Annotated in this window: 19 protein-coding genes; 10 read left to right on the forward strand and 9 right to left on the reverse strand. The window is 61.3% G+C overall.

What is annotated here, in order from left to right:
• Positions 1 to 21 precede the first annotated feature (21 nt).
• Genes ACGLWX_RS03010 through ACGLWX_RS03045 form a run of 8 tightly spaced genes read left to right on the forward strand, consistent with a single transcriptional unit; the run spans position 22 to position 7145 of the window.
• Positions 22 to 1683, forward strand: a complete 1662-nt coding sequence (locus ACGLWX_RS03010; protein ID WP_396237204.1) for a benzoate-CoA ligase family protein — start codon at positions 22 to 24, stop codon at positions 1681 to 1683.
• 26 nt (positions 1684 to 1709) lie between these two features.
• On the forward strand, positions 1710 to 2852 hold the full coding sequence (locus tag ACGLWX_RS03015; protein ID WP_396237206.1) for an ABC transporter substrate-binding protein: 1143 nt from the start codon (positions 1710 to 1712) through the stop codon (positions 2850 to 2852).
• A 60-nt stretch (positions 2853 to 2912) separates the two neighbouring features.
• Positions 2913 to 3833 (forward strand): branched-chain amino acid ABC transporter permease, encoded by a 921-nt coding sequence (locus tag ACGLWX_RS03020; RefSeq protein WP_252107339.1) that lies wholly within the window; start codon positions 2913 to 2915, stop codon positions 3831 to 3833.
• Positions 3826 to 4869 carry a branched-chain amino acid ABC transporter permease gene (locus ACGLWX_RS03025; protein WP_396237208.1) on the forward strand — a complete coding sequence of 348 codons (1044 nt, stop codon included), beginning with the start codon at positions 3826 to 3828 and terminating at the stop codon, positions 4867 to 4869. Before ACGLWX_RS03020 ends, ACGLWX_RS03025 begins: the two co-directional genes overlap by 8 nt.
• On the forward strand, positions 4862 to 5614 hold the full coding sequence (locus ACGLWX_RS03030) for an ABC transporter ATP-binding protein (RefSeq protein ID WP_396237210.1): 753 nt from the start codon (positions 4862 to 4864) through the stop codon (positions 5612 to 5614). Before ACGLWX_RS03025 ends, ACGLWX_RS03030 begins: the two co-directional genes overlap by 8 nt.
• Complete coding sequence (locus ACGLWX_RS03035; RefSeq protein ID WP_396237212.1) at positions 5607 to 6287, forward strand: ABC transporter ATP-binding protein; 681 nt, start codon at positions 5607 to 5609, stop codon at positions 6285 to 6287. The genes ACGLWX_RS03030 and ACGLWX_RS03035 overlap by 8 nt, the downstream gene beginning before the upstream one ends.
• Positions 6288 to 6312: 25 nt before the next feature.
• Positions 6313 to 6735 carry an acyl-CoA thioesterase gene (locus ACGLWX_RS03040; RefSeq protein ID WP_396237214.1) on the forward strand — a complete coding sequence of 141 codons (423 nt, stop codon included), beginning with the start codon at positions 6313 to 6315 and terminating at the stop codon, positions 6733 to 6735.
• On the forward strand, positions 6732 to 7145 hold the full coding sequence (locus ACGLWX_RS03045; protein ID WP_252107334.1) for a RidA family protein: 414 nt from the start codon (positions 6732 to 6734) through the stop codon (positions 7143 to 7145). The genes ACGLWX_RS03040 and ACGLWX_RS03045 overlap by 4 nt, the downstream gene beginning before the upstream one ends.
• A gap of 53 nt (positions 7146 to 7198) precedes the next feature.
• Here the strand turns inward: ACGLWX_RS03045 and ACGLWX_RS03050 are convergent, their stop codons facing one another.
• The 5 genes from ACGLWX_RS03050 to ACGLWX_RS03070 all read right to left on the reverse strand — a co-directional run bounded on the left by ACGLWX_RS03050 (position 7199) and on the right by ACGLWX_RS03070 (position 13057).
• Positions 7199 to 8047, reverse strand: a complete 849-nt coding sequence (locus tag ACGLWX_RS03050) for an alpha/beta hydrolase (protein WP_396237216.1) — start codon at positions 8045 to 8047, stop codon at positions 7199 to 7201.
• Between the two features lie 52 nt (positions 8048 to 8099).
• The gene (locus tag ACGLWX_RS03055) at positions 8100 to 8600 is read right to left on the reverse strand and encodes a disulfide bond formation protein B (protein ID WP_396237218.1); all 501 of its coding nucleotides are present in this window, start codon (positions 8598 to 8600) and stop codon (positions 8100 to 8102) included.
• Complete coding sequence (gshA, locus tag ACGLWX_RS03060) at positions 8597 to 10237, reverse strand: glutamate--cysteine ligase (protein WP_396237220.1); 1641 nt, start codon at positions 10235 to 10237, stop codon at positions 8597 to 8599. The genes ACGLWX_RS03055 and gshA overlap by 4 nt, the downstream gene beginning before the upstream one ends.
• 126 nt (positions 10238 to 10363) lie before the next feature.
• The gene (locus ACGLWX_RS03065) at positions 10364 to 12703 is read right to left on the reverse strand and encodes a Tex family protein (RefSeq protein WP_396237222.1); all 2340 of its coding nucleotides are present in this window, start codon (positions 12701 to 12703) and stop codon (positions 10364 to 10366) included.
• A gap of 129 nt (positions 12704 to 12832) precedes the next feature.
• Positions 12833 to 13057, reverse strand: coding sequence for a DUF1127 domain-containing protein (locus ACGLWX_RS03070; protein WP_396237224.1), 225 nt, complete (start codon positions 13055 to 13057; stop codon positions 12833 to 12835).
• A gap of 147 nt (positions 13058 to 13204) precedes the next feature.
• Between ACGLWX_RS03070 and ACGLWX_RS03075 the strand changes: the two genes are divergently transcribed.
• Positions 13205 to 14056: a LysR substrate-binding domain-containing protein gene (locus ACGLWX_RS03075; RefSeq protein WP_396237226.1), complete on the forward strand. Its 852-nt coding sequence runs from the start codon at positions 13205 to 13207 to the stop codon at positions 14054 to 14056.
• Between the two features lie 121 nt (positions 14057 to 14177).
• Here ACGLWX_RS03075 and ACGLWX_RS03080 read toward each other — a convergent pair whose 3' ends face one another.
• From ACGLWX_RS03080 to yrfG, 4 genes are all read right to left on the reverse strand, one after another.
• Positions 14178 to 15734 carry a phosphoenolpyruvate carboxykinase gene (locus ACGLWX_RS03080; protein WP_396237228.1) on the reverse strand — a complete coding sequence of 519 codons (1557 nt, stop codon included), beginning with the start codon at positions 15732 to 15734 and terminating at the stop codon, positions 14178 to 14180.
• Positions 15735 to 16077: 343 nt separating this feature from the next.
• Positions 16078 to 16953 (reverse strand): Hsp33 family molecular chaperone HslO, encoded by an 876-nt coding sequence (gene hslO, locus ACGLWX_RS03085; RefSeq protein WP_396237230.1) that lies wholly within the window; start codon positions 16951 to 16953, stop codon positions 16078 to 16080.
• A gap of 99 nt (positions 16954 to 17052) precedes the next feature.
• Positions 17053 to 17442: an RNA-binding S4 domain-containing protein gene (locus tag ACGLWX_RS03090; RefSeq protein ID WP_396237232.1), complete on the reverse strand. Its 390-nt coding sequence runs from the start codon at positions 17440 to 17442 to the stop codon at positions 17053 to 17055.
• Positions 17439 to 18119 carry a GMP/IMP nucleotidase gene (gene yrfG / locus ACGLWX_RS03095; protein ID WP_252107324.1) on the reverse strand — a complete coding sequence of 227 codons (681 nt, stop codon included), beginning with the start codon at positions 18117 to 18119 and terminating at the stop codon, positions 17439 to 17441. The genes ACGLWX_RS03090 and yrfG overlap by 4 nt, the downstream gene beginning before the upstream one ends.
• 83 nt (positions 18120 to 18202) lie before the next feature.
• Here yrfG and nudE point away from each other — a divergent pair, with 83 nt between their 5' ends.
• Positions 18203 to 18787, forward strand: a complete 585-nt coding sequence (nudE, locus tag ACGLWX_RS03100) for an ADP compounds hydrolase NudE (RefSeq protein ID WP_396237234.1) — start codon at positions 18203 to 18205, stop codon at positions 18785 to 18787.
• Positions 18788 to 18804: the final 17 nt, after the last annotated feature.

Raw genomic sequence — 18804 nt, forward strand, 5'->3', positions numbered from 1 at the left:
CACTAAATACGGAGGTTGGTCATGTATACCGAGTCGGCCCATCTGGACACGTTTCCACGGGACAATCTTCCACCTATCGAGAAGCAGCCCGAGTTTCTGCTCGGCAGCCACGACTACCCAAAACGCTTCAACGTCGGCGTCGAACTCTGCGACCGGCTCGTGGCTCAAGGGCACGGCCAGCGCACGGCTTTGGCGGGCAACGGCCGCCGCCGCTCCTACCAGGAACTTTGTGAGTGGACGAATCGCCTAGCGCATGTTCTGGTCGACGACCTGGGCATCGTTGCCGGCAACCGCGTGCTAATTCGTTCGGCCAACAACCCGGCCATGGTGGCCTGCTGGCTGGCGGCGACCAAGGCGGGCGCCGTCGTGGTGAACACCATGCCGATGCTGCGCGCAAAGGAGCTTTCGCAGATCGTCGACAAGGCCGAGATCAGCCTTGCGCTATGCGACACTCGCCTTCTCGACGAACTCCATGAGTGCCAGAAGGCAAGCCCCGGACTTGCACGTATCGTCGGCTTCGACGGCACGGCCAATCACGAGGCGGAACTCGACCGCCTAGCACTTTCAAAACCCGTGACGTTCAAGGCGGTAGATACCGCCGCCGATGATATCGCGCTGATGGGATTTACCTCGGGCACCACGGGCTCACCCAAGGCCACCCTGCACTATCATCGCGATCTGCTGGTGATCGCTGACGGTTACGCCAAGGAGGTGCTCAAGGTCAGCGCCGATGACGTTTTCGTGGGCTCGCCGCCGTTGGCGTTCACCTTCGGCCTTGGCGGGCTGGCGGTGTTTCCACTGCGCTTTGGGGCCTGTGCCGTGCTGCTCGAGCACGCCTCCCCGCCCAACATGATGGACATCATCCGTGAATACCAAGCAACGGTCGTCTTCACTGCCCCGACCGCCTATCGCGCGATGCTCGCCTCCCCCACCCGCCATGACGACCTGGGCAGCCTGCGCGTGGCGGTCTCCGCCGGCGAAACCCTGCCGGCGCCCATCTATCACGACTGGATCGAGCAGACCGGTACCCCGATCATCGACGGCATTGGCGCCACGGAAATGCTCCACATCTTCATTTCTAATCGTCTGGACGATCACCGCCCCAACTGTACCGGTAAACCGGTGGCCGGCTACCAGGCCCGAATCGTCGACAGCGATATGCAGGAAGTACCTGCGGGAACCGTTGGACGGCTCGCCGTACGTGGCCCAACGGGCTGTCGCTACCTGGCGGACAAGCGCCAGCAAAACTACGTCGTCGATGGCTGGAACATCACCGGCGATGCGTTTTATCAGGACGCGGAGGGCTACTTCCACTTTGCCGCCCGCAACGATGACATGATCGTTTCCGCCGGTTACAACATCGCCGGCCCCGAGGTGGAGTCGGCCCTGCTTGCCCATCCCGCGGTCAAGGAGTGCGCGGTGATCGGCGTTCCCGATCTCGAGCGGGGGCAAATCGTCAAGGCGTTCGTGGTATTAAACGCAGGATTTGAAGAAGATGAGGCCTGCGGGAAAATGCTTCAGGACCATGTCAAACAGACGATTGCGCCCTACAAGTACCCGCGCTCGGTCAGCTTCATCGATCAACTGCCCAAGACGACTACCGGCAAGGTGCAGCGTTTTCGGCTGGCGAAGCCGTCGCAAGACGATACACCGAGTATCCACGAATCAGCCTCTCAGCAATAAAACGACCAATACATGAGGGAACCGACATGAAACAGATCACCCGCTTTGGCCTCGGCCTGCTTCTTTCATCGAGCGTGCTGGCAGCGCAAGCCGATGACGTCAAGATCGGCATGATCACCACACTCTCCGGTGGGGGCTCGCACTTGGGTGTGGACGTTCGCGATGGCTTCATGCTGGCCATCGAGCAATCCGGCCGCGACGATATCGAGGTCCTCATCCAGGATGATGCCAATCGCCCGGACCTTGCACGCAGCCTGGCCAATGAATTCATGCAGCGCGACGACGTCGATATCATGACCGGCATCATCTGGTCCAACCTGGCCATGGCGGTAGTACCGGCGGTTACTCGCCAGGGCACTTTCTACCTTTCGCCCAACGCCGGGCCTTCCGATCTTGCCGGGCGCATGTGCCACGAAAACTACTTCAATGTGGCCTACCAGAACGACAACCTGCACGGTGCCATGGGCGCCTACATGCGCGAAGAGGGTTACGAGCGACCGATCATTATGGCGCCCAACTACCCCGCCGGCACCGATGCGTTGGCCGGGTTCAAGCACCTTTATGAAGGTGACGTCGTCGACGAGCTGTACACCCAGATGGGCCAGACCGACTACGCCGCCGAGATCGCGCAAATCCGCGCAAGCGATGCGGACAGCCTGTTCTTCTTTCTGCCCGGCGGCATGGGCATCTCGTTCATGAAGCAGTGGGAAAGCTCGGGGGTGGATATCCCCATCTTCGGCGCGGCATTCTCCTTTGACGAAATCCTCATCAAGGCCGTGGGCAGCGCGGCGATTGGCGCACGCAACACCTCCTTGTGGGCCTATGATCTCGATAACGAGGCCAACCACCGGTTCGTGGACAGTTTTCGCGAAACCTACGACCGCACACCGACGCTCTACGCGGCACAAGGTTATGACACGGCCAACCTGATCCTGAGCGCGCTCGATAGCGCCCACCCTGATGACGCGGACGCCTTTCGTGAAGCGCTGCGCGCCGCCGATTTCGACAGCGTGCGCGGTGAGTTCCGCTTCGGCCCCAACCAGCACCCCATTCAGGACATCTACGTTCGCGAGGTCGTCGAGGGAGACGACGGCCAGCCGACCAACCGCTTGATCGGTGTCGCCATCGAAGATATCCAGGATATCTATTACGAGCAGTGCCAGATGTGATCCCGCCGGGCCGGGCGCAAATGCTCGGTCCTTCTCTTCACTCGGTCAAGGATACCCAACGTGTCCGTTACTCTGCTAATCGAGCAATTACTCAACGGTCTGCAGCTTGGCACCATGCTGTTTTTGATGGCCAGCGGCCTAACGCTAGTGTTCGGGGTGATGGGATTGATCAACCTCGCCCACGGCTCCTTCTACATGGTGGGGGCCTATGCCACGGCGGCGGTCGCCGCCTCGACAGGCTCTTTTCTGACGGGGCTGGCCGCCGGCATGGCGGCGGCGGCCGTCGCCGGCGCGTTGGTGGAGCTGATCGTGATACGAAGGCTCTACCATCGCTCCCATCTGGATCAGGTGCTGGCCACCTTCGCGCTGATACTGATCTTTTCAGAAGGAACGCGCTGGCTTTTCGGCTCCTCCCCTCTGCGCTTGAGCCCGCCTTCCTGGCTGACCGGTTTCGTGACCTTGCCCGGTGACACCCGCTACCCCACCTATCGGCTGATGCTGATCGGTGTGGGAGTCGTCATTGCCATCGCACTTTATCTGCTCATTTCGAGAACGCGCCTTGGTATGCGTATTCGTGCCGGCGAAAGCGATCGCGAAATGATCGGTGCGCTGGGAGTCAACATTTCGAAGCTCTATACCGTGGTCTTCGCCCTCGGTGCAAGCCTTGCCGGACTTGCGGGCGCGCTGGTAGGCGCGCTGCAGTCGGTGCAGGTAGGCATGGGCGAGCCGGTGCTTATTCTGGCCTTCGTGGTGATCGTCATCGGCGGAATCGGCTCGATCAAGGGAGCGCTTTTCGGCGCCTTGCTGGTGGGCGTGGTGGACACCCTGGGGCGTGTCTATCTGCCGATTCTCTTTCGTGCCTTCATGCCGCCTTCAGAAGCGGCCGGCGTCGGTGCCGCCTTGGCAGCCATGCTGATCTACATCCTCATGGCCATCATCCTCGCGTTCAAGCCAAAGGGGCTCTTCTCCGCTCATGATTAACACGACTTCCCGATCCGCGCCCGTGGTGGCGCCGGCGCCTCGAAACGAGCGTGCCTTCGACCGCAAGGGCGTGGTGCAGATCGCGCTTTTGGCGGTGCTGCTGATTCTGCCGGTGGCTGCCTACGTCATGGGCGAGTTCTACTACGTCAACCTGGCTTCGCGAATCACGATCATCGCCATGGCGGCGGTGGGGCTGAATTTGGCCATCGGCTATGGCGGCATGGTAAGTTTTGGTCATGCGGCCTATTTCGGCCTGGGCGGCTACGTGGCCGGTATCGGTGCCTTTCACGCGTTCGATGCAACGCCGTTCATGACCTCGCCGATCAGCCTGCCGGGTAGCGACAACCTGCTGGTGCTGTGGTTGGCGGCGGCGCTGCTTTGTGCTCTGCTGGCGCTGGTAATCGGGGCGATTTCGCTGCGCACGACTGGGGTGTACTTCATCATGATCACCCTCGCCTTCGCCCAGATGATCTACTACTTCGCCAACTCCTGGCCTACCTATGGCGGCGAGGATGGCCTGCCTATCTACCTGCGCAATTCGCTTCCCTTTGTGGATAGCAGCGATCCGCTGAACTACTTCCTGATCTGCTTCGTCGGCCTGCTGCTCGCCATGGCGTTGACCTCTCGACTGATGAAGTCGCGCTTCGGGGCCGCGCTCACCATGGCCAGACTCAACGACGTGCGCCTGGCCACCTCGGGTATCAACCCGTATCCGGTCAGGCTGGTCGCTTTCGTCATCTCGGCGGCCATTACCGGGCTTGCCGGCGCTCTCTATGCCGACCTGAACGGTTTCGTAAGCCCGACGGTGCTGAGCTGGCATTTCTCCGGTGAGCTGATGGTGATCGTGATTTTAGGCGGCGTAGGGCGTCTTTACGGCCCGCTGGCCGGTGCGATCCTGTTCGTCATGATGGAGACCTTCCTGGGCGGCATCACCCAGTACTGGCAGCTCTTTTTAGGTCTCGTACTACTGGGCGTGGTGCTGTTCGCCAAACACGGCGTCATGGGGTTTCTGGCCGGGAGGGAGCGCAATGAGTGACGCCGTTCTTTCACTAACGCATCTGCACAAGCGCTTCGGCGCGCTGCAGGCGACCAACGATGTCTCACTGGCGCTCGAACCGGGCGAGATCCACGCCTTGATTGGCCCCAACGGAGCGGGGAAATCGACGCTGATCGGCCAGATCGCCGGCCACATACGCCCCGACCAGGGAAGCATTGAGCTGGGTGGTGAAACGATCACCAATCTGAGCGTAGCCCAGCGTGCCCGCCTGGGGCTGGGGCGCAGTTTTCAGGTCTCTTCACTGGCCGAGCCGCTATCGGTCATGCGCAACGTGATGATGAGCGTACAGGCGCTGCAGGGCCACAGTTTCCGGTTCTTCAAACCCGTCGCGCGAGACGAGGCGCTGCTTGCGCCCGCCCTGGAGGCGCTTGAGCACATGCAGCTTGGCCATCGCGCGTGGACGCCGGTATCGGAGCTTTCCCACGGCGAGCGCCGCCAGGTGGAGGTTGCCTGCGCGCTGGCCCTCAAACCGCGCGCCCTGCTGCTCGATGAGCCTATGGCGGGTCTCGGCCCGGAGGGGTCGGCCAGGCTGACCGAGCTGCTGGAGGCGCTCAAGCGTGACGTGCCAATACTTCTGATCGAACACGATATGGAAGCGGTATTTCGACTGGCCGATCGAATCTCGGTGCTGGTATCAGGCAGCATCATCGCCCAGGGCGATAGCCACGCGATCCGCCAAGACCCGCTCGTTCGGGAAGCCTACCTGGGAGACTGCGATGCTTAAGGTTGCCGAAATCGAAACGTTCTACGGCCCTTCACAGGCGCTTTTCGGCGTAGATCTCGAGGTCAATTCGGGGGAGATGGTCGCGTTGATGGGCCGCAACGGCATGGGCAAAACCACGACCATTCGCTCGATCTTTGGCCTGACGCCCGCAAGCCGGGGCTGCATCGAGTTCGAATCGCAGAATTTACGCCGCCTTCCCGCTTACCGTATCGCCAAAGCGGGGCTCGGGCTGGTGCCCGAGGGACGACGCTGTTTTCCCAACCTGTCGGTGCGCGAAAACCTGCAGGTTACGGCCCGCCCGGGCGAGTGGACGCTCGTAAAGGTGGAAGCGCTGTTTCCTCGCCTGGAGGAGCGCCGCTCTCAAAGGGCGAAAACTCTGTCCGGCGGCGAGCAGCAAATGTTGGCCATCGGTCGAGCGCTGATGACCAACCCCCGGCTGCTGGTGCTTGACGAGGCGACCGAAGGATTGGCGCCGGTCATTCGCCAGGAAATCTGGCGGGCGATCCGGCTGCTCAAGGAACAGGGGCAATCCACCCTGCTGGTCGACAAGTCGTTGAGCGAAATACTACCCATCGCCGATCGCTGCACCATTCTGGAAAAAGGGCGCACCGTGTGGAACGACCGGCCCGCAGCGCTGGATGGCGCTGTCCGCGATCGTTACCTGGGCGTGTAGCGCGAGTTCAAAGAAGAGACATGCCATGCCATTCAGCACACAGCGAAAGATCCGTTTTCAGCACTGCGATCCTGCCGGGATCGTGTTCTATCCGCGCTACTTCGAGATGATCAATTCGGTGATCGAGGACTGGTTTGCCGACGTCGTCCACCACGACTTCAACCGCCTGCACGTGGAGGATCTGACCGGCGTACCCACCGCCTCCATCGAAACCCAATTTCATGCACCGAGCCGCCTGGGCGAGGTGCTTCATTTCGAGCTCTCGGTTCACGCCATCGGCCGCAGCAGTCTCACTCTCGAGATCAGCGCCCGATGCGACGAGCAAAAGCGCTTGACCAGCCGCTCGACTCTGGTTTTCATGGATTTAAACAGTGGCAAATCAATGCCCTGGACAGATGCAATACGCCAGCACATCACCGTCGACAACGTACAAGGACAGCCCTCATGAGCGACGCCACGCTTCACCAACTTCTACACCCTTCTCACTGGAAATCCGCCGTCGGCTACGCCAATGGCGTGATGGCCTCGGGCCAAACCGTGTTCGTAGGCGGGCAGATCGGCTGGAACGCCGACCAGCTATTCGAAACCGATGATTTCGTCGGTCAGGTCCAACAGGCACTGACCAATATCGTGACGGTGCTCGAGGAAGCCGACGCGGGCCCGGCGCATATCGTGCGCTTGACCTGGTACGTCACGGACAAACATGAGTACCTGGCGCGTCTCAAGGAGGTGGGCGCGGCCTATCGCAACGTGCTCGGCAAGCATTTTCCGGCGATGACCATGGTGCAGGTGGCGGGCCTGGTCGAGGACCAGGCCAAAGTGGAAATCGAGGCCACGGCGGTCATCCCAGGCCCCTGAATACCCGCCGTGACGGTCCTGATTAGCGTTCGTCAGAGCGTCACGGCTTTCCGTTAGAGCGCGTGAAACGCTTTTATCCAATCCACAAAGCGGCCATCGAGGTAGTGCTCGAGCACTGAGAAGTGGTCATCCTCTTCCAGCAGGTGCAGCTCGACCGAGAGGCCTTCTTGCTCCAGATGACGCGCATATGCCGTCGTCTGGCGCTGGAACTCTTCAGTTTCCTGGCCGCCGACCACCAAGTGCATGGGCGCCTGAACGCAAGGCGAGCGCCACAAGGGGCTGAACTCCTCGACATCCCGGCCGGTCAGCTGAAGCTTGGGCTGAAGTCCGGACCAGGGGAAGGGACGCAAATCGAAAAGTCCGCTGATACATAGCGCTCCGCGAATCACGTCGGCGGGCAGTCCGAACATCCCCTCCCAATCCGTGGTGACCATCATGGCGCAGATATGCCCCCCCGCCGAGTGGCCCGAGATACTCAGCTGATTCGGGTCGACCTGAAGCTCGTCGGCGTGTCGATGGATGTGTGCCAGAGCCGCCTGATTTTGCCGAACCAGCTCACTGAAACGCACCTGCGGACACAGCGCATAGTTGACCACCGCCACCGTGATCCCGGCCGCCACCAAACTATCGACGACAAAACTGAACTCCCGATGGCTTAGTGCGCGCCAAAAGCCGCCATGGTAGAAAATATGCACCGGGGCCGCGGGACCTTCTGCATGAAAGATATCCATGCGCTCGGCCAACGAGGGGCCATACGCACGATCCAGCGTCACACGATGGCGTGACCGGGAGACGTCGCTGCGCTCAAGCCACGCCTTGGCGAGCTGGCCAGGGTCGCGCCCCTGCATGGTATCGTAAGCCCGGTCGATTTCTTCCTGCGTAGCAAAATCGCGATATGGCACGCCACGTTTCCTTATTGTTGGTTGTTGTCGATTCATCAACCCGGCCGGTCGATCAGCGCTTATAAGCCAACCACAGCATGCGCAGCGGCGCGATGGCGAGGATCAGAAAGCCGATGAGCGTCCAAGCCGGTAGCGAGAGCCCCAAAAAGGTGAAGTCGATATTGGCACACTCGCCGGAGCCGGTGAGCACCATGGAGACGACCTCCCGCATTGGCAGGATGTCCATCATGTAATCGAGCCCCGGCCCGCAGGAAGGCACTTCGCTGGGAGGCAGGTGCTGAAGCCACACGTGGCGCCCGGCGATGAACGCCCCGGTGGCCACGGCGGCAAGGCCCAGCACGCCGTACACGCTCTTACTTACCGTGCCTTTCGGGTTATGAAGCGCGGCTAGCAGCAGCACTAGCCCCGCCGCGATCACCGCTACCCGTTGAAAGATGCACAGCGGGCAGGGCTCGAGCCCCACCACGTGCTCCAGCATCAGCGCCACGGTCATCATGAGTACGCAAAAAGCGACACCGGCCCAGGCAGTGGGCCGAATGAAGGAAGGGGTCATTCCAGTTCCTCGGACGTAATCGACGAAAAGCCTCGCATTTCGCGCGCTTTGGTGAAGTAGTGCTCGATGAAATCGTTAAACGATTTGGTTTCGGCGGCTTCGATATCGCGCTGCTGCTGGTGCGAAGTTTCGATCAGCTGATCCAGCAGCGCCTCGCGCGAGCGCAGCATGGGGCTTGAGCCCAGCGACTGTTTCTGCTCCTTGGCAAGTGACAGCAGCGTATCGCTGAGCGAACCGTTGCCCTCTTTTAAGCGCGCCAGCAGCTGCCCTGACGGCGTGAGCTCGGGATTTCGCAGCCTCGGCGCCAACGCATCCAGCGCGGCCTGATGCGGCGCGCTCTCCTCCACCGCGTCGAGCAGGCGCGCGACCTCACCCATCTCGGCGACAATCTGCTCGCCCCAGTCAGGTAGCGAAATCGATTCACCGTCGCGCGTAAGCGTTAGCGCCGGGTCGCGGCCGCGCTCGACCACCAGCCGGCGGTTATCATCGAGGCGGTCGCACTCCTCATCGGAAATCCAGGGGCTGTCGCTCAAAAGACACCACAGCAGGAACACGTCGACGAAGCGCATCTGATCTTCGGTCACGCCGAGGGCATCGAAGGGGTTCAAATCCAGACAGCGCACTTCGATGTACTCGACGCCACGCGCCTCGAGCGCCTGGCTCGGCGTTTCGTTGTGTTTGGCGACACGCTTGGGGCGAATATCGCTGTAGTACTCGTTCTCGATCTGCAGGATATTGGCATTGAGCTGGCGCCAGTCGCCATCGACGTTCACACCGAGCTTCTCGTAGTCCGGCCAGGGCGAGGAGATCGCGTGACGCAGCGTGTTGACGTAGTTCGACAGCGAGTTGAAGCAGATCTTGAGCTGCTCCTGGACCTTGTTCTGATAGCCCAAGTCCGACATTCGAAGCGTCGTGGCGTACTCGGCGAAATAGGTGTCGTCACCCAGCGGGGCGAGCTTCTCCGGTACCTTGCCTTCCGGTAAAAAGCTCTTGTCGATCGCAGGCGACGCGCCGAACAGGTACAACAGCAGCCAGCTATGGCGGCGAAAATGGCGGATCATGCCGAAATAGCGCGTCGAGCGGTAGTCGTTGAACGGAATGTTCGTCGCTTTCTCGAGCTCGCGCAGCGCGTGCCACATGTCCTCGGGCAGCGACACGTTGTAGTGCACCCCGGCAATGGCTTGCATGATGCGCCCGTAGCGCACGTCCAGCCCCTTGCGATAGACATGCTTCATCGTGCCGACATTCGAGGTGCCGTAGTCGGCGATGGGAACGCTGTCGTTACCCGAAAGCCTGGACGGCATGCTGCCCGGCCAGATCCATTCGTTGTCCAGATGCTGGTAGGTAAAGGTGTGCAGATCGGATAAAAACGCCAGCGCCTCGCGCGGCTCTGTATAGACCGGCGTGATGTACTCCAAAAGCGATTCAGAGTAGTCGGTGGTGATGTGCGGGTGGGTCAGCTTCGAGCCAAGCCCGGCCGGGTGCGGCGTCTGAGCGATATGGCCCTCTTTATCGACCCGCAGCCCTTCTTTTTCCAGTCCACGCCGCAGCCGCCCCAACCGCCCCAAGCGTGCGCTTGGCAACAGGCGCTCGATCTGGGCGGTCAGCGAGGTAGGCACAGTGAGTGGCTCAGCCAAAACGAACACTCCTTGTCGAAAGGCCCCATGATCGGGCCCTGGTAAAGTCTACGGGTATTGCCATCAGGCTAGCCCTCAATAGCACCAAGAATATGGCGCGATGAGCGAATTATTCAAGGCGCGCGACTATTTGCCCTGCTTCGCTTTCAAAAGCGCCGCCCCGAGCGCGCCCATCGAGTTATCAGAGGCGGGCTTATCACGTTGATTGCGCCCGCCTTTTGGCGCCCTCGAGGCTTTTTTCTCACGCGGCTCGCTCGCGCCACCCTCGCTTTCGATTTCATCGCTTAAGCGCATGGAAAGCCCGATGCGCTTTCGTGGAATATCTACGCTCATCACTTTTACGGTGACGATATCGCCGGCCTTCACGACGGTTCTTGGGTCTTCGACGTATTTATCCGAAAGCGCCGAGATATGCACCAAGCCATCCTGATGCACGCCGATATCCACGAACGCGCCGAAGTGGGTAACGTTGGTGACCGTGCCTTCGAGAATCATGGCCGGTCGAAGGTCGCTGAGTTTCTCGACGCCTTCGCGGAACTCCGCGGCCTTGAACTCCGGGCGCGGGTCGCGGCCAGGCTTGTCCAACTCCTTAAAAATGTCACTGATCGTCGGCACGCCGAAGCGCTCATCGGCGAAGGTCGCCGGGTTCAGCCCCTTGAGCGTCTGGCTATCGCCGATCAGCCCTTTCACTTCGCGCCCGGTTTCGTGCGCGATGCGCTCGACCACCGTATAGGCCTCCGGGTGAACGCCGCTGGCGTCCAGCGGGTTCTCGGCGCCGTGAATACGCAGAAAGCCGGCGCACTGCTCGAAGGTTTTCGGCCCTAACCGGCTGACGTCCAGTAGCGCCTTGCGGCTCTTGAACGCCCCGTGCTGGTTACGCTGGGAAACGATGTTTTCGGCGATCACCGCGGAGAGCCCGGCCACCCGCGATAAAAGAGCGCTGGAGGCTGTGTTGAGATCCACCCCGACCGCGTTCACGCAGTCCTCGATCACGGCCTCCAGGCTTTTGGAGAGCTGCACTTGTGAGACATCGTGCTGATACTGGCCCACGCCGATCGACTTAGGCTCGATTTTCACAAGCTCTGCGAGCGGATCCTGAAGGCGCCGGGCGATGGAAACCGCGCCGCGCACGGTGACGTCGAGCTCCGGGAGCTCGCGCGAGGCGTACTCGGATGCCGAGTAGACCGAAGCGCCCGCCTCGGACACCATCACCTTGCTCAGGCGCTGGTTCGGCGCCAGGGCTTTCACCAGCTCGCCGGCGAGCTTGTCGGTTTCGCGGCTGGCGGTGCCGTTGCCCACCGCGATCAGCTCGACATTATGGCGTTTGATCAGTTTAGTGAGTTCTGCCAGCGACTCGTCCCAACGGTTTTGCGGCGCGTGAGGGTAGACAGTGGCCTGGTCGACAAACTGGCCCGTAGCGTCCACCACTGCGACCTTGCAGCCGGTGCGCAGGCCCGGGTCCAGCGCCAGCGTGACCTTCTGCCCCGCCGGGGCGGCCAGCAGCAGATCCTTGAGGTTAGCGGCGAATACGTCGATGGCGGTCTGTTCGGCCTGCTCACGTAGCCGGCCCAAAAGCTCGGTCTCGAGTGCGGTGTAGAGTTTCACCCGCCAAGTCCAGCGCACCACCTCCATCAGCCACTTGTCCGCCGCGCGCCCTTCGTCACGAACGCCAACCTGCTTGGCGATAGCCACTTGGGCCGGGTGCACCGGCGCCTCGTCTTCACCCGGCAGACGAATGGCGAGGCTCAGCACGCCTTCGTTGCGCCCGCGGAACATGGCAAGCGCGCGATGGGAGGGCACCTTGGCGAGTTTTTCGTCGTGTTCGAAGTAGTCGGAGAACTTGGCGCCTTCGTGCTCCTTACCGTCGAGCATCCGCGCGCTGAGCTCGCCCTCGCTCCAAAGCCGCTCGCGCAGCTGGCCAATGAGTTCCGGGTCTTCGGCAAAGCGCTCCATGAGGATCTGCTTGGCGCCGTCGAGGGCGGCCTTGGCGTCTCCGATGGCCGGCGTTTCACCCTCGGCGGCGCGCAGATAGCTCTGCGCCTCTTGCTCGGGGTCAAGCGTCGGATCGGCCAGCAGCGCGTCCGCCAGCGGTTCGAGCCCGGCTTCGCGGGCGATCTGCGCCTTGGTGCGGCGCTTTTTCTTGAACGGCAGGTAAAGGTCTTCCAGCCGCTGCTTGGTATCCGCGGCGTCGATGCGCGCTTTCAGCGGGCCATCGAGCTTGCCCTGCTCGTCGATGGCACTGATCACCGCGCTACGGCGCTCCTCGAGCTCGCGCAGGTAGCGAAGCCGCTCATCGAGGTTTCGAAGCTGGCTGTCGTCCAGCGCCCCGGTGACTTCCTTGCGGTAGCGGGCGATAAAAGGAACCGTCGCGCCTTCGTCCAAAAGCGCCACCGTAGCGCTGACCTGCTGCGTTTTCACGCCAAGCTCGTCGGCCAGGCGCGAAATAATCCGTTGATTCACATCCATACGTGCCACTAACTCATGCCGGCTTTTAAATGCCCACACGGTATCACAAAGCCATGGCGCTGGCATGAAATGTCGAGCCCAGGACCGCGTGCACGCCCGCTCCCCGCGGCCCCACTACCAGCGCCGGGTTTAGCGGCAAGTATTCGTTTGCCAGAATGGCCGACTCGTTTCCCGACGCACCTGCTGGCGAGTCAGGCCGATGTCCTTCAGGGTGGCGTCACTGGCCTGCTGGAGTACGATTCGCTCCTGGCGTACCTGCCACCAGAGACGCCACCGCGTTTCAAGTGCGCCCATCATGCCCTGTTTTTTGCGGCTGCCTCGCGTGCCGGTTGGCGTGTCTTTTGACGTCGTCATCACGGTTTCTCCTGTCGGTTGACGTGGAGAAATTATTCGGCACGCTCTAGAATCAATCCAACGAATAGTTCTGATACTTGGCATCATTTAAATTGATACTGATTTCTCACTGCTCTCTGTATTTCCTGCCTGCTTGCGAGGCCCGCCGTGCATCCCACTCTCGATTCCGAACTGCTGCGCACGTTTATCGCGATCGTCGATCATGGCAGCTTTACCCGCGCAGCCCATGCGGTCAACCGCACCCAGTCGGCGGTGAGTATGCAGATCAAGCGCTTGGAAGAAGATATCGTCCAGCGACCGCTGTTCGTTCGCGCCAGCAAGCCTTTGGCGCTTACCAGCGAAGGCCAGACCCTTCTGCGCTACGCTCGTCGGATTCTCGATTTGCAAAGCGAGGCGCTGAATACGCTGCGCCAGCCGGATATGGTGGGTCGGGTTCGCCTGGGCGTGCCCGATGACTACGTGATGCGCTTTCTGCCCGGCATCCTGAAATCCTTCGCCAGTGCCTGGCCGCTGGTGGATGTCGAGGTACAGTGCGCGCCTTCCTCGGTGCTGCTTCAACAGCCTACCGAAGAGCTCGATATGCGCATCGTTACCCGTGAGATAGGCGATGAGATTGGCACCGTGCTACGGCGCGAATCCACGGTGTGGGTCGCCGCGGCCAGCCATAGCGTTCACCTTGCCTCGCCGGTGCCGCTGGCCATGTTCGACGCGCCCTGTGCTTGCCGCCGCCACGCCTGTAATGCGCTGGACCGTGAGGGGCGCCCCTATCGCATCGCCTACAGCAGCCCAAGCCTTGCCACGCTTCAGGCGGTGGTGAGCGAGGGTCTGGCGGTCTCCGCCTGGATGCAGAGCCTGGTCACCCGGGACATGCAGATATTGGGCGACGATCTATTCCCTACATTACCGGAGGTCTCGATCGTACTGGTGCGCTCAACATCCGCTCACTCCCCGATCATCGACAGTCTGGCGGAACATATTCAGGAAGGGTTTCGGCTGTAATCAAGGCGACGCTCGCCCTCGCAGGAGCCATCCGGTAACGCGGCTTAACGACGCCAGCGAGGCACAATAAAAAAAGGGGCGGCGCGAGTGCGCCGCCCCTTTTGGGTATCGAGTCTTGCGATCAGGTCAGTTGGGGGCCGGCCTTGATGATCGCCTCGTCCACGCCTTCGAACTTCTTGAAGTTCTCGACGAACTTGGTGGCGAGTTCCTGCTGGTGGCGATCAAAGGCGCTCTGATCTTCCCAGGTGTCGCGCGGGTTCAGAAGGCTAGAATCGACGCCGGGAACGGCGGTGGGCACGGCGAGGTTCAGGCCGTCGATATGACGGGTGTCGATGTCGCGCAGCACGCCGGACTGGATCGCGCTGATGATCGCGCGCGTTGTCGGGATCGAGAAGCGTGAACCGCCCTCGCCATAGGCGCCGCCGGTCCAGCCGGTATTGACCAGGTACACCTGGGCGTCCTTCTTCTCGACGCGTTTGATCAGCAGATCGGCATACTCACGCGCCGGGCGCGGGAAGAACGGTGCGCCGAAACAGGTGGAGAACGTCGCGGCCAACCCCTCGGAAGACCCCATCTCGGTCGAGCCCACTTTAGCGGTGTAGCCGGAGAGGAAGTGGTACGCCGCGGCTTCCTTGGAGAGGATCGACACCGGCGGCAAAACGCCGGACATGTCGCAGGTCAGAAACACGATAGCGCTCGGCTCGCCGGCCAGGTTCTCCGGTACGCGCTTCTCGACGTGCTCCAGCGGATAAGCAGCGCGGGAGTTCTGGGTCAGGCTGTCGTCGGCGTAGTTCGGTGTGCGACGATCATCGAGCACCACGTTCTCGAGCACGGTGCCGAACTTGATCGCGTTCCAGATGACCGGCTCGTTCTTCTCGGAAAGATCGATGCACTTGGCGTAGCAGCCGCCTTCCATGTTGAAAACGATGTCGTCACCCCAGGCGTGTTCGTCGTCACCGATCAGATAGCGGCCTTGGTCGGCGGAAAGCGTGGTCTTACCGGTGCCGGAAAGGCCGAAGAACAGACACGTCTCGCCGTCTTCACCCACGTTGGCCGAGCAGTGCATCGGCAGCACATCGGAGGCCGGCAGCAGGAAGTTCTGCACTGAGAACATCGCCTTTTTCATTTCACCGGCGTAACGCATGCCGGCGATCAGCACCTTCTTCTCGGCGAAGTTGATGATCACGGTGCCGTCGGAGTTGGTGCCGTCGCGGCTCGGGTCGCACTCGAAACCTGCGGCGTTGAGAATCGTCCAGGCCTCCTTGCCCGCCGGGTTGTAGGCGGTGGGGCGAACGAACATGGTGCGGCCGAACAGGTTTTGCCAAGCGGTTTCGGTGGTGATGCGTACCGGCAGGTAGTGGGTGGTGTCGCTGCCCACGTGAAGCTCGGCGACGAAGTGCTCGTCACGGCCCAGGTACTCTTCCACTCGCGTCCAGAGCGCGTCGAACTTGTCGGCGTCAAAAGGACGGTTGACGCTGCCCCAGTCGATTTGATCGCGGGTGGATGGCTCATCGACGATGAAGCGGTCCTTGGGGGAGCGACCAGTGCGCTCGCCGGTGTTGACGACCAGGGCGCCGTCCGCCGAAAGGCGGCCTTCTCCCCGGGCCACGGCGCGCTCGATCAATTCGGCACTGCCAAGGTTGATGTGGGCGTTGGGAGCGGCTTGAGTCGTGGTCATGTCAGTTCCTGGGCCAGGGGCCGATTCTCGGTATGAATGCTCGGCGCGAGTGCTGGATACACAGCCATATAAGGCTGGATCTTGCGCTGAAAGGGGTCGCGTAGCCGCTCAATGAGCGGGCCGAGCGCTAAAGACCGGCGCATTATGGCAAAAAGAAAGCCCCCGTCAAACGGGGGCTCGGCGCGCCTTTTTTGTAGTTAAACTACTACAATTCGGGCAATTTTCGTGCTGCACTGCAGTAACTTTTCAAACGCGCGTTCGCCTTTAGTCGTGGATGCCGCTTGTTAACTGGGCCGCCACCGATTGACTGAGTGCGGCCCCTTGAATCAATGCGACTACACGATCAGTGAATGACCGGCGCCGAGCTTCCGGGATCGTCGATCAACGCCTCGATTTCTGCCGCAGTGTAGTGATATTTCGTGTGACAGAAGTGGCACTGCGTCTTGATCGAGCCCTGCTCCTCGAGAATATCCTTGAGCTCCGCCTCTCCCAGAGAGTAAAGCGCATGGCTCATGCGCTCACGCGAACAGGTGCAACCAAAGCGCAGGGCCTTGGGATCGAAGACCCGTACCGTCTCTTCGTGATAGAGCCGGTAGAGCACCTCGCGCTGCTCCAGCCCTAAAAGCTCTTCGCGCTTGATCGTTTCGGCCAAGTGCACGCTGCGCTCCCAGGCATCGATATCCTGATTCTGCGAGGCGTCCGGCAGGCGCTGCAGCAGAAGCCCGCCCGCTCGCTGCCCGTCGGCGGCAAGCCACAGCTTTGTCGGCAGCTGCTCGGACTGACTGAAGTAGGCTTCCAGGCACTTGGCCAGCGTGTCGAACTCCAGCGCCACGATGCCCTGGTAGCGCTTGCCCTCTTTCGGGTCGAGGGTGATGACGATCTGGCCGTCGCCGACCAGATCGCGAAAGCAAGCCGAGTCATCGGGCAGCGCGCCCTCTTCGCTTAAGCGCGCAATGGCGCGAAGCTCGCCGCCGGGGTTGGATTCCGCCATCAGAAGCGACAGATCGCCTTGGCCGCGCACTTCGATACTGAGCGTACCGTCGAGCTTGACCGTATCGGTCAACAGCGCCACGGCAGCCAGGAGCTCGCCGAGCAGCGCGTTGACCGCGCTGGGGTAGGCATGTCGGCTCAGCACTTCGTGGTAAGTGTCGGCAAGGGTAACGATCTCGCCGCGCACGTTGGTTTGGTCGAACATGAAACGCTGGATCTGATCAGACATAAAAGGCCATCGAAGGAGTAGTTAAAAGAGTAGTTAAAAAAGTGGGAAAAGAGTCTAGAGCGTAAATGGGTGGGGCGGGCAGATGAGCGCCGCCAGGGGCTACTCGCCCTGGTTGCGCTGAAAGCGATGAATCTCGCGGCGCTGCTTTTTGTCCGGACGCTTCAAGGGGTGCTGCATGACCTCGTTGTTGAGGCGGCGCGCTTCGGTCTCCTTGGCGCGCCTGGCCTGGCTCTGCTCGGTTTCGGCGTAAAGCGTTTGCGCCTCCGGGGCGCCGCGGCGCTGATCCGAGAGCTTCACCACTTCGACCTCGTAAATATCCCAGCCCTGGGGCACGCGAATCAGCGCGCCTACTTCCACGTTTTTGCTGGTTTTCACGCGGTCGCCGTCGTAGTGCACCTTGCCCCCTTCGATGGCTTTCTTGGCCAGTGCCCGGGTCTTGAAAAACCGCGCGGCCCAGAGCCACTTGTCCAGGCGAACGCTATCACTCATTGAGGCTCTCCTTGCTGTGCCGGTAAGTCGTTGGGCAGCAGTTGGGCGAATCGGTCCAAGGCAACGAACTCCTGAAGCTCTTTTTCAGGGCGCTGGCTATCGGGCTGCTTGATCCCCATCAGATACTTGATACCGAACTCTCGGGCGCTTTCGAGCACGCTCGGGTTGTCGTCGATGAACAGCGTACGCTGCGGGTCGAAAGGCTCGCGCTCTTGAAGGGCAAACCAGAACGCCTGCTCCTCCTTCGCCGCCCCCACGTCTTCCGATGAGATGATGGCATCAAGGTACTTTTCCAACCCCGTCAGCGGCAGTTTCAGGCTTAAACTGGCCCGGTCGGCGTTGGTGGCCAGCACTACCCGCGGGTGGGCGTTTTTGAGCCAGGTCAGAAAGTCCAGCGCGTCGCTGCGAAAACCGATCAAGTGCTGAATTTCGCGCTTGAGCGCCACCACGTCGACGTCGAGCTCCCGGCTCCAGTAAGCGAGACTGTACCAGTTGAGCGTGCCCTGCTCGCCGATGATACGCGCCTTCAGCGTGTCCTGAGTGGCCTGGTCGAGCTTGTGCAGCTCGCCATAGCGCTTGGGCAGATGTTCGAGCCAGAAATGGCTGTCAAAGTGCAAGTCCAGCAGCGTGCCGTCCATATCGAGCAGGACGGTGTCGATCTCGCGCCAATCAATCATGGCCACTCCGGTGTTGAAAAGAGAGTCGAAACAGTAAGCGTGCTATTGTAGCGCACGGCGTTTTTTCCAGCCACGGAGGCCTTATGTCCCATCAGGATCCTATCAAACCGCACATTCTGGGCCGCGAAAGCGTCGCGAAAAGCCGGCTCTTTCACGTCGAAGCGCTGGATTTACGCTTCTCCAACGGCGAAGAGCGCCGCTTCGAGCGGCTAAGCGGCAGCGACCGCCCCGCCGTGATGATCGTTGCAATGCCGGACCCGGATCACGTGCTGCTGATTCGAGAATACGCCGCCGGTTTCGAGGAGTACGTGTTGACCCTGCCCAAGGGGCTGGTCGACCCGGGCGAGGACATTCTCACCGCGGCCAACCGCGAGCTGATGGAGGAGTGTGGCGTCGGTGCGCACCAGCTGGAGCCGCTGGTCGAGCTCTCCCTGGCGCCGAACTACATGCGCCACCGTATCCAGGTGGTGCTGGCCACCGACCTGTTTGATAAGCGCCTGCCCGGCGACGAGCCCGAGCCGCTCATTGTGGAAACGCACGCCATCGAAGAGCTGCCCGCGCTTCTCCTACGCGAGGATTTTCACGAAGCCCGCGCCATCGCCGCGCTCTACATCGCCCGCGACAAACTGCGTGACGAAAAGCGCTTCAACGGCACGGAGCTGATTTAGCACCGACAGCGTAATGT

The sequence above is a fragment of the Halomonas sp. HMF6819 genome, from assembly GCF_044335525.1.
GTDB lineage: Bacteria > Pseudomonadota > Gammaproteobacteria > Pseudomonadales > Halomonadaceae > Vreelandella.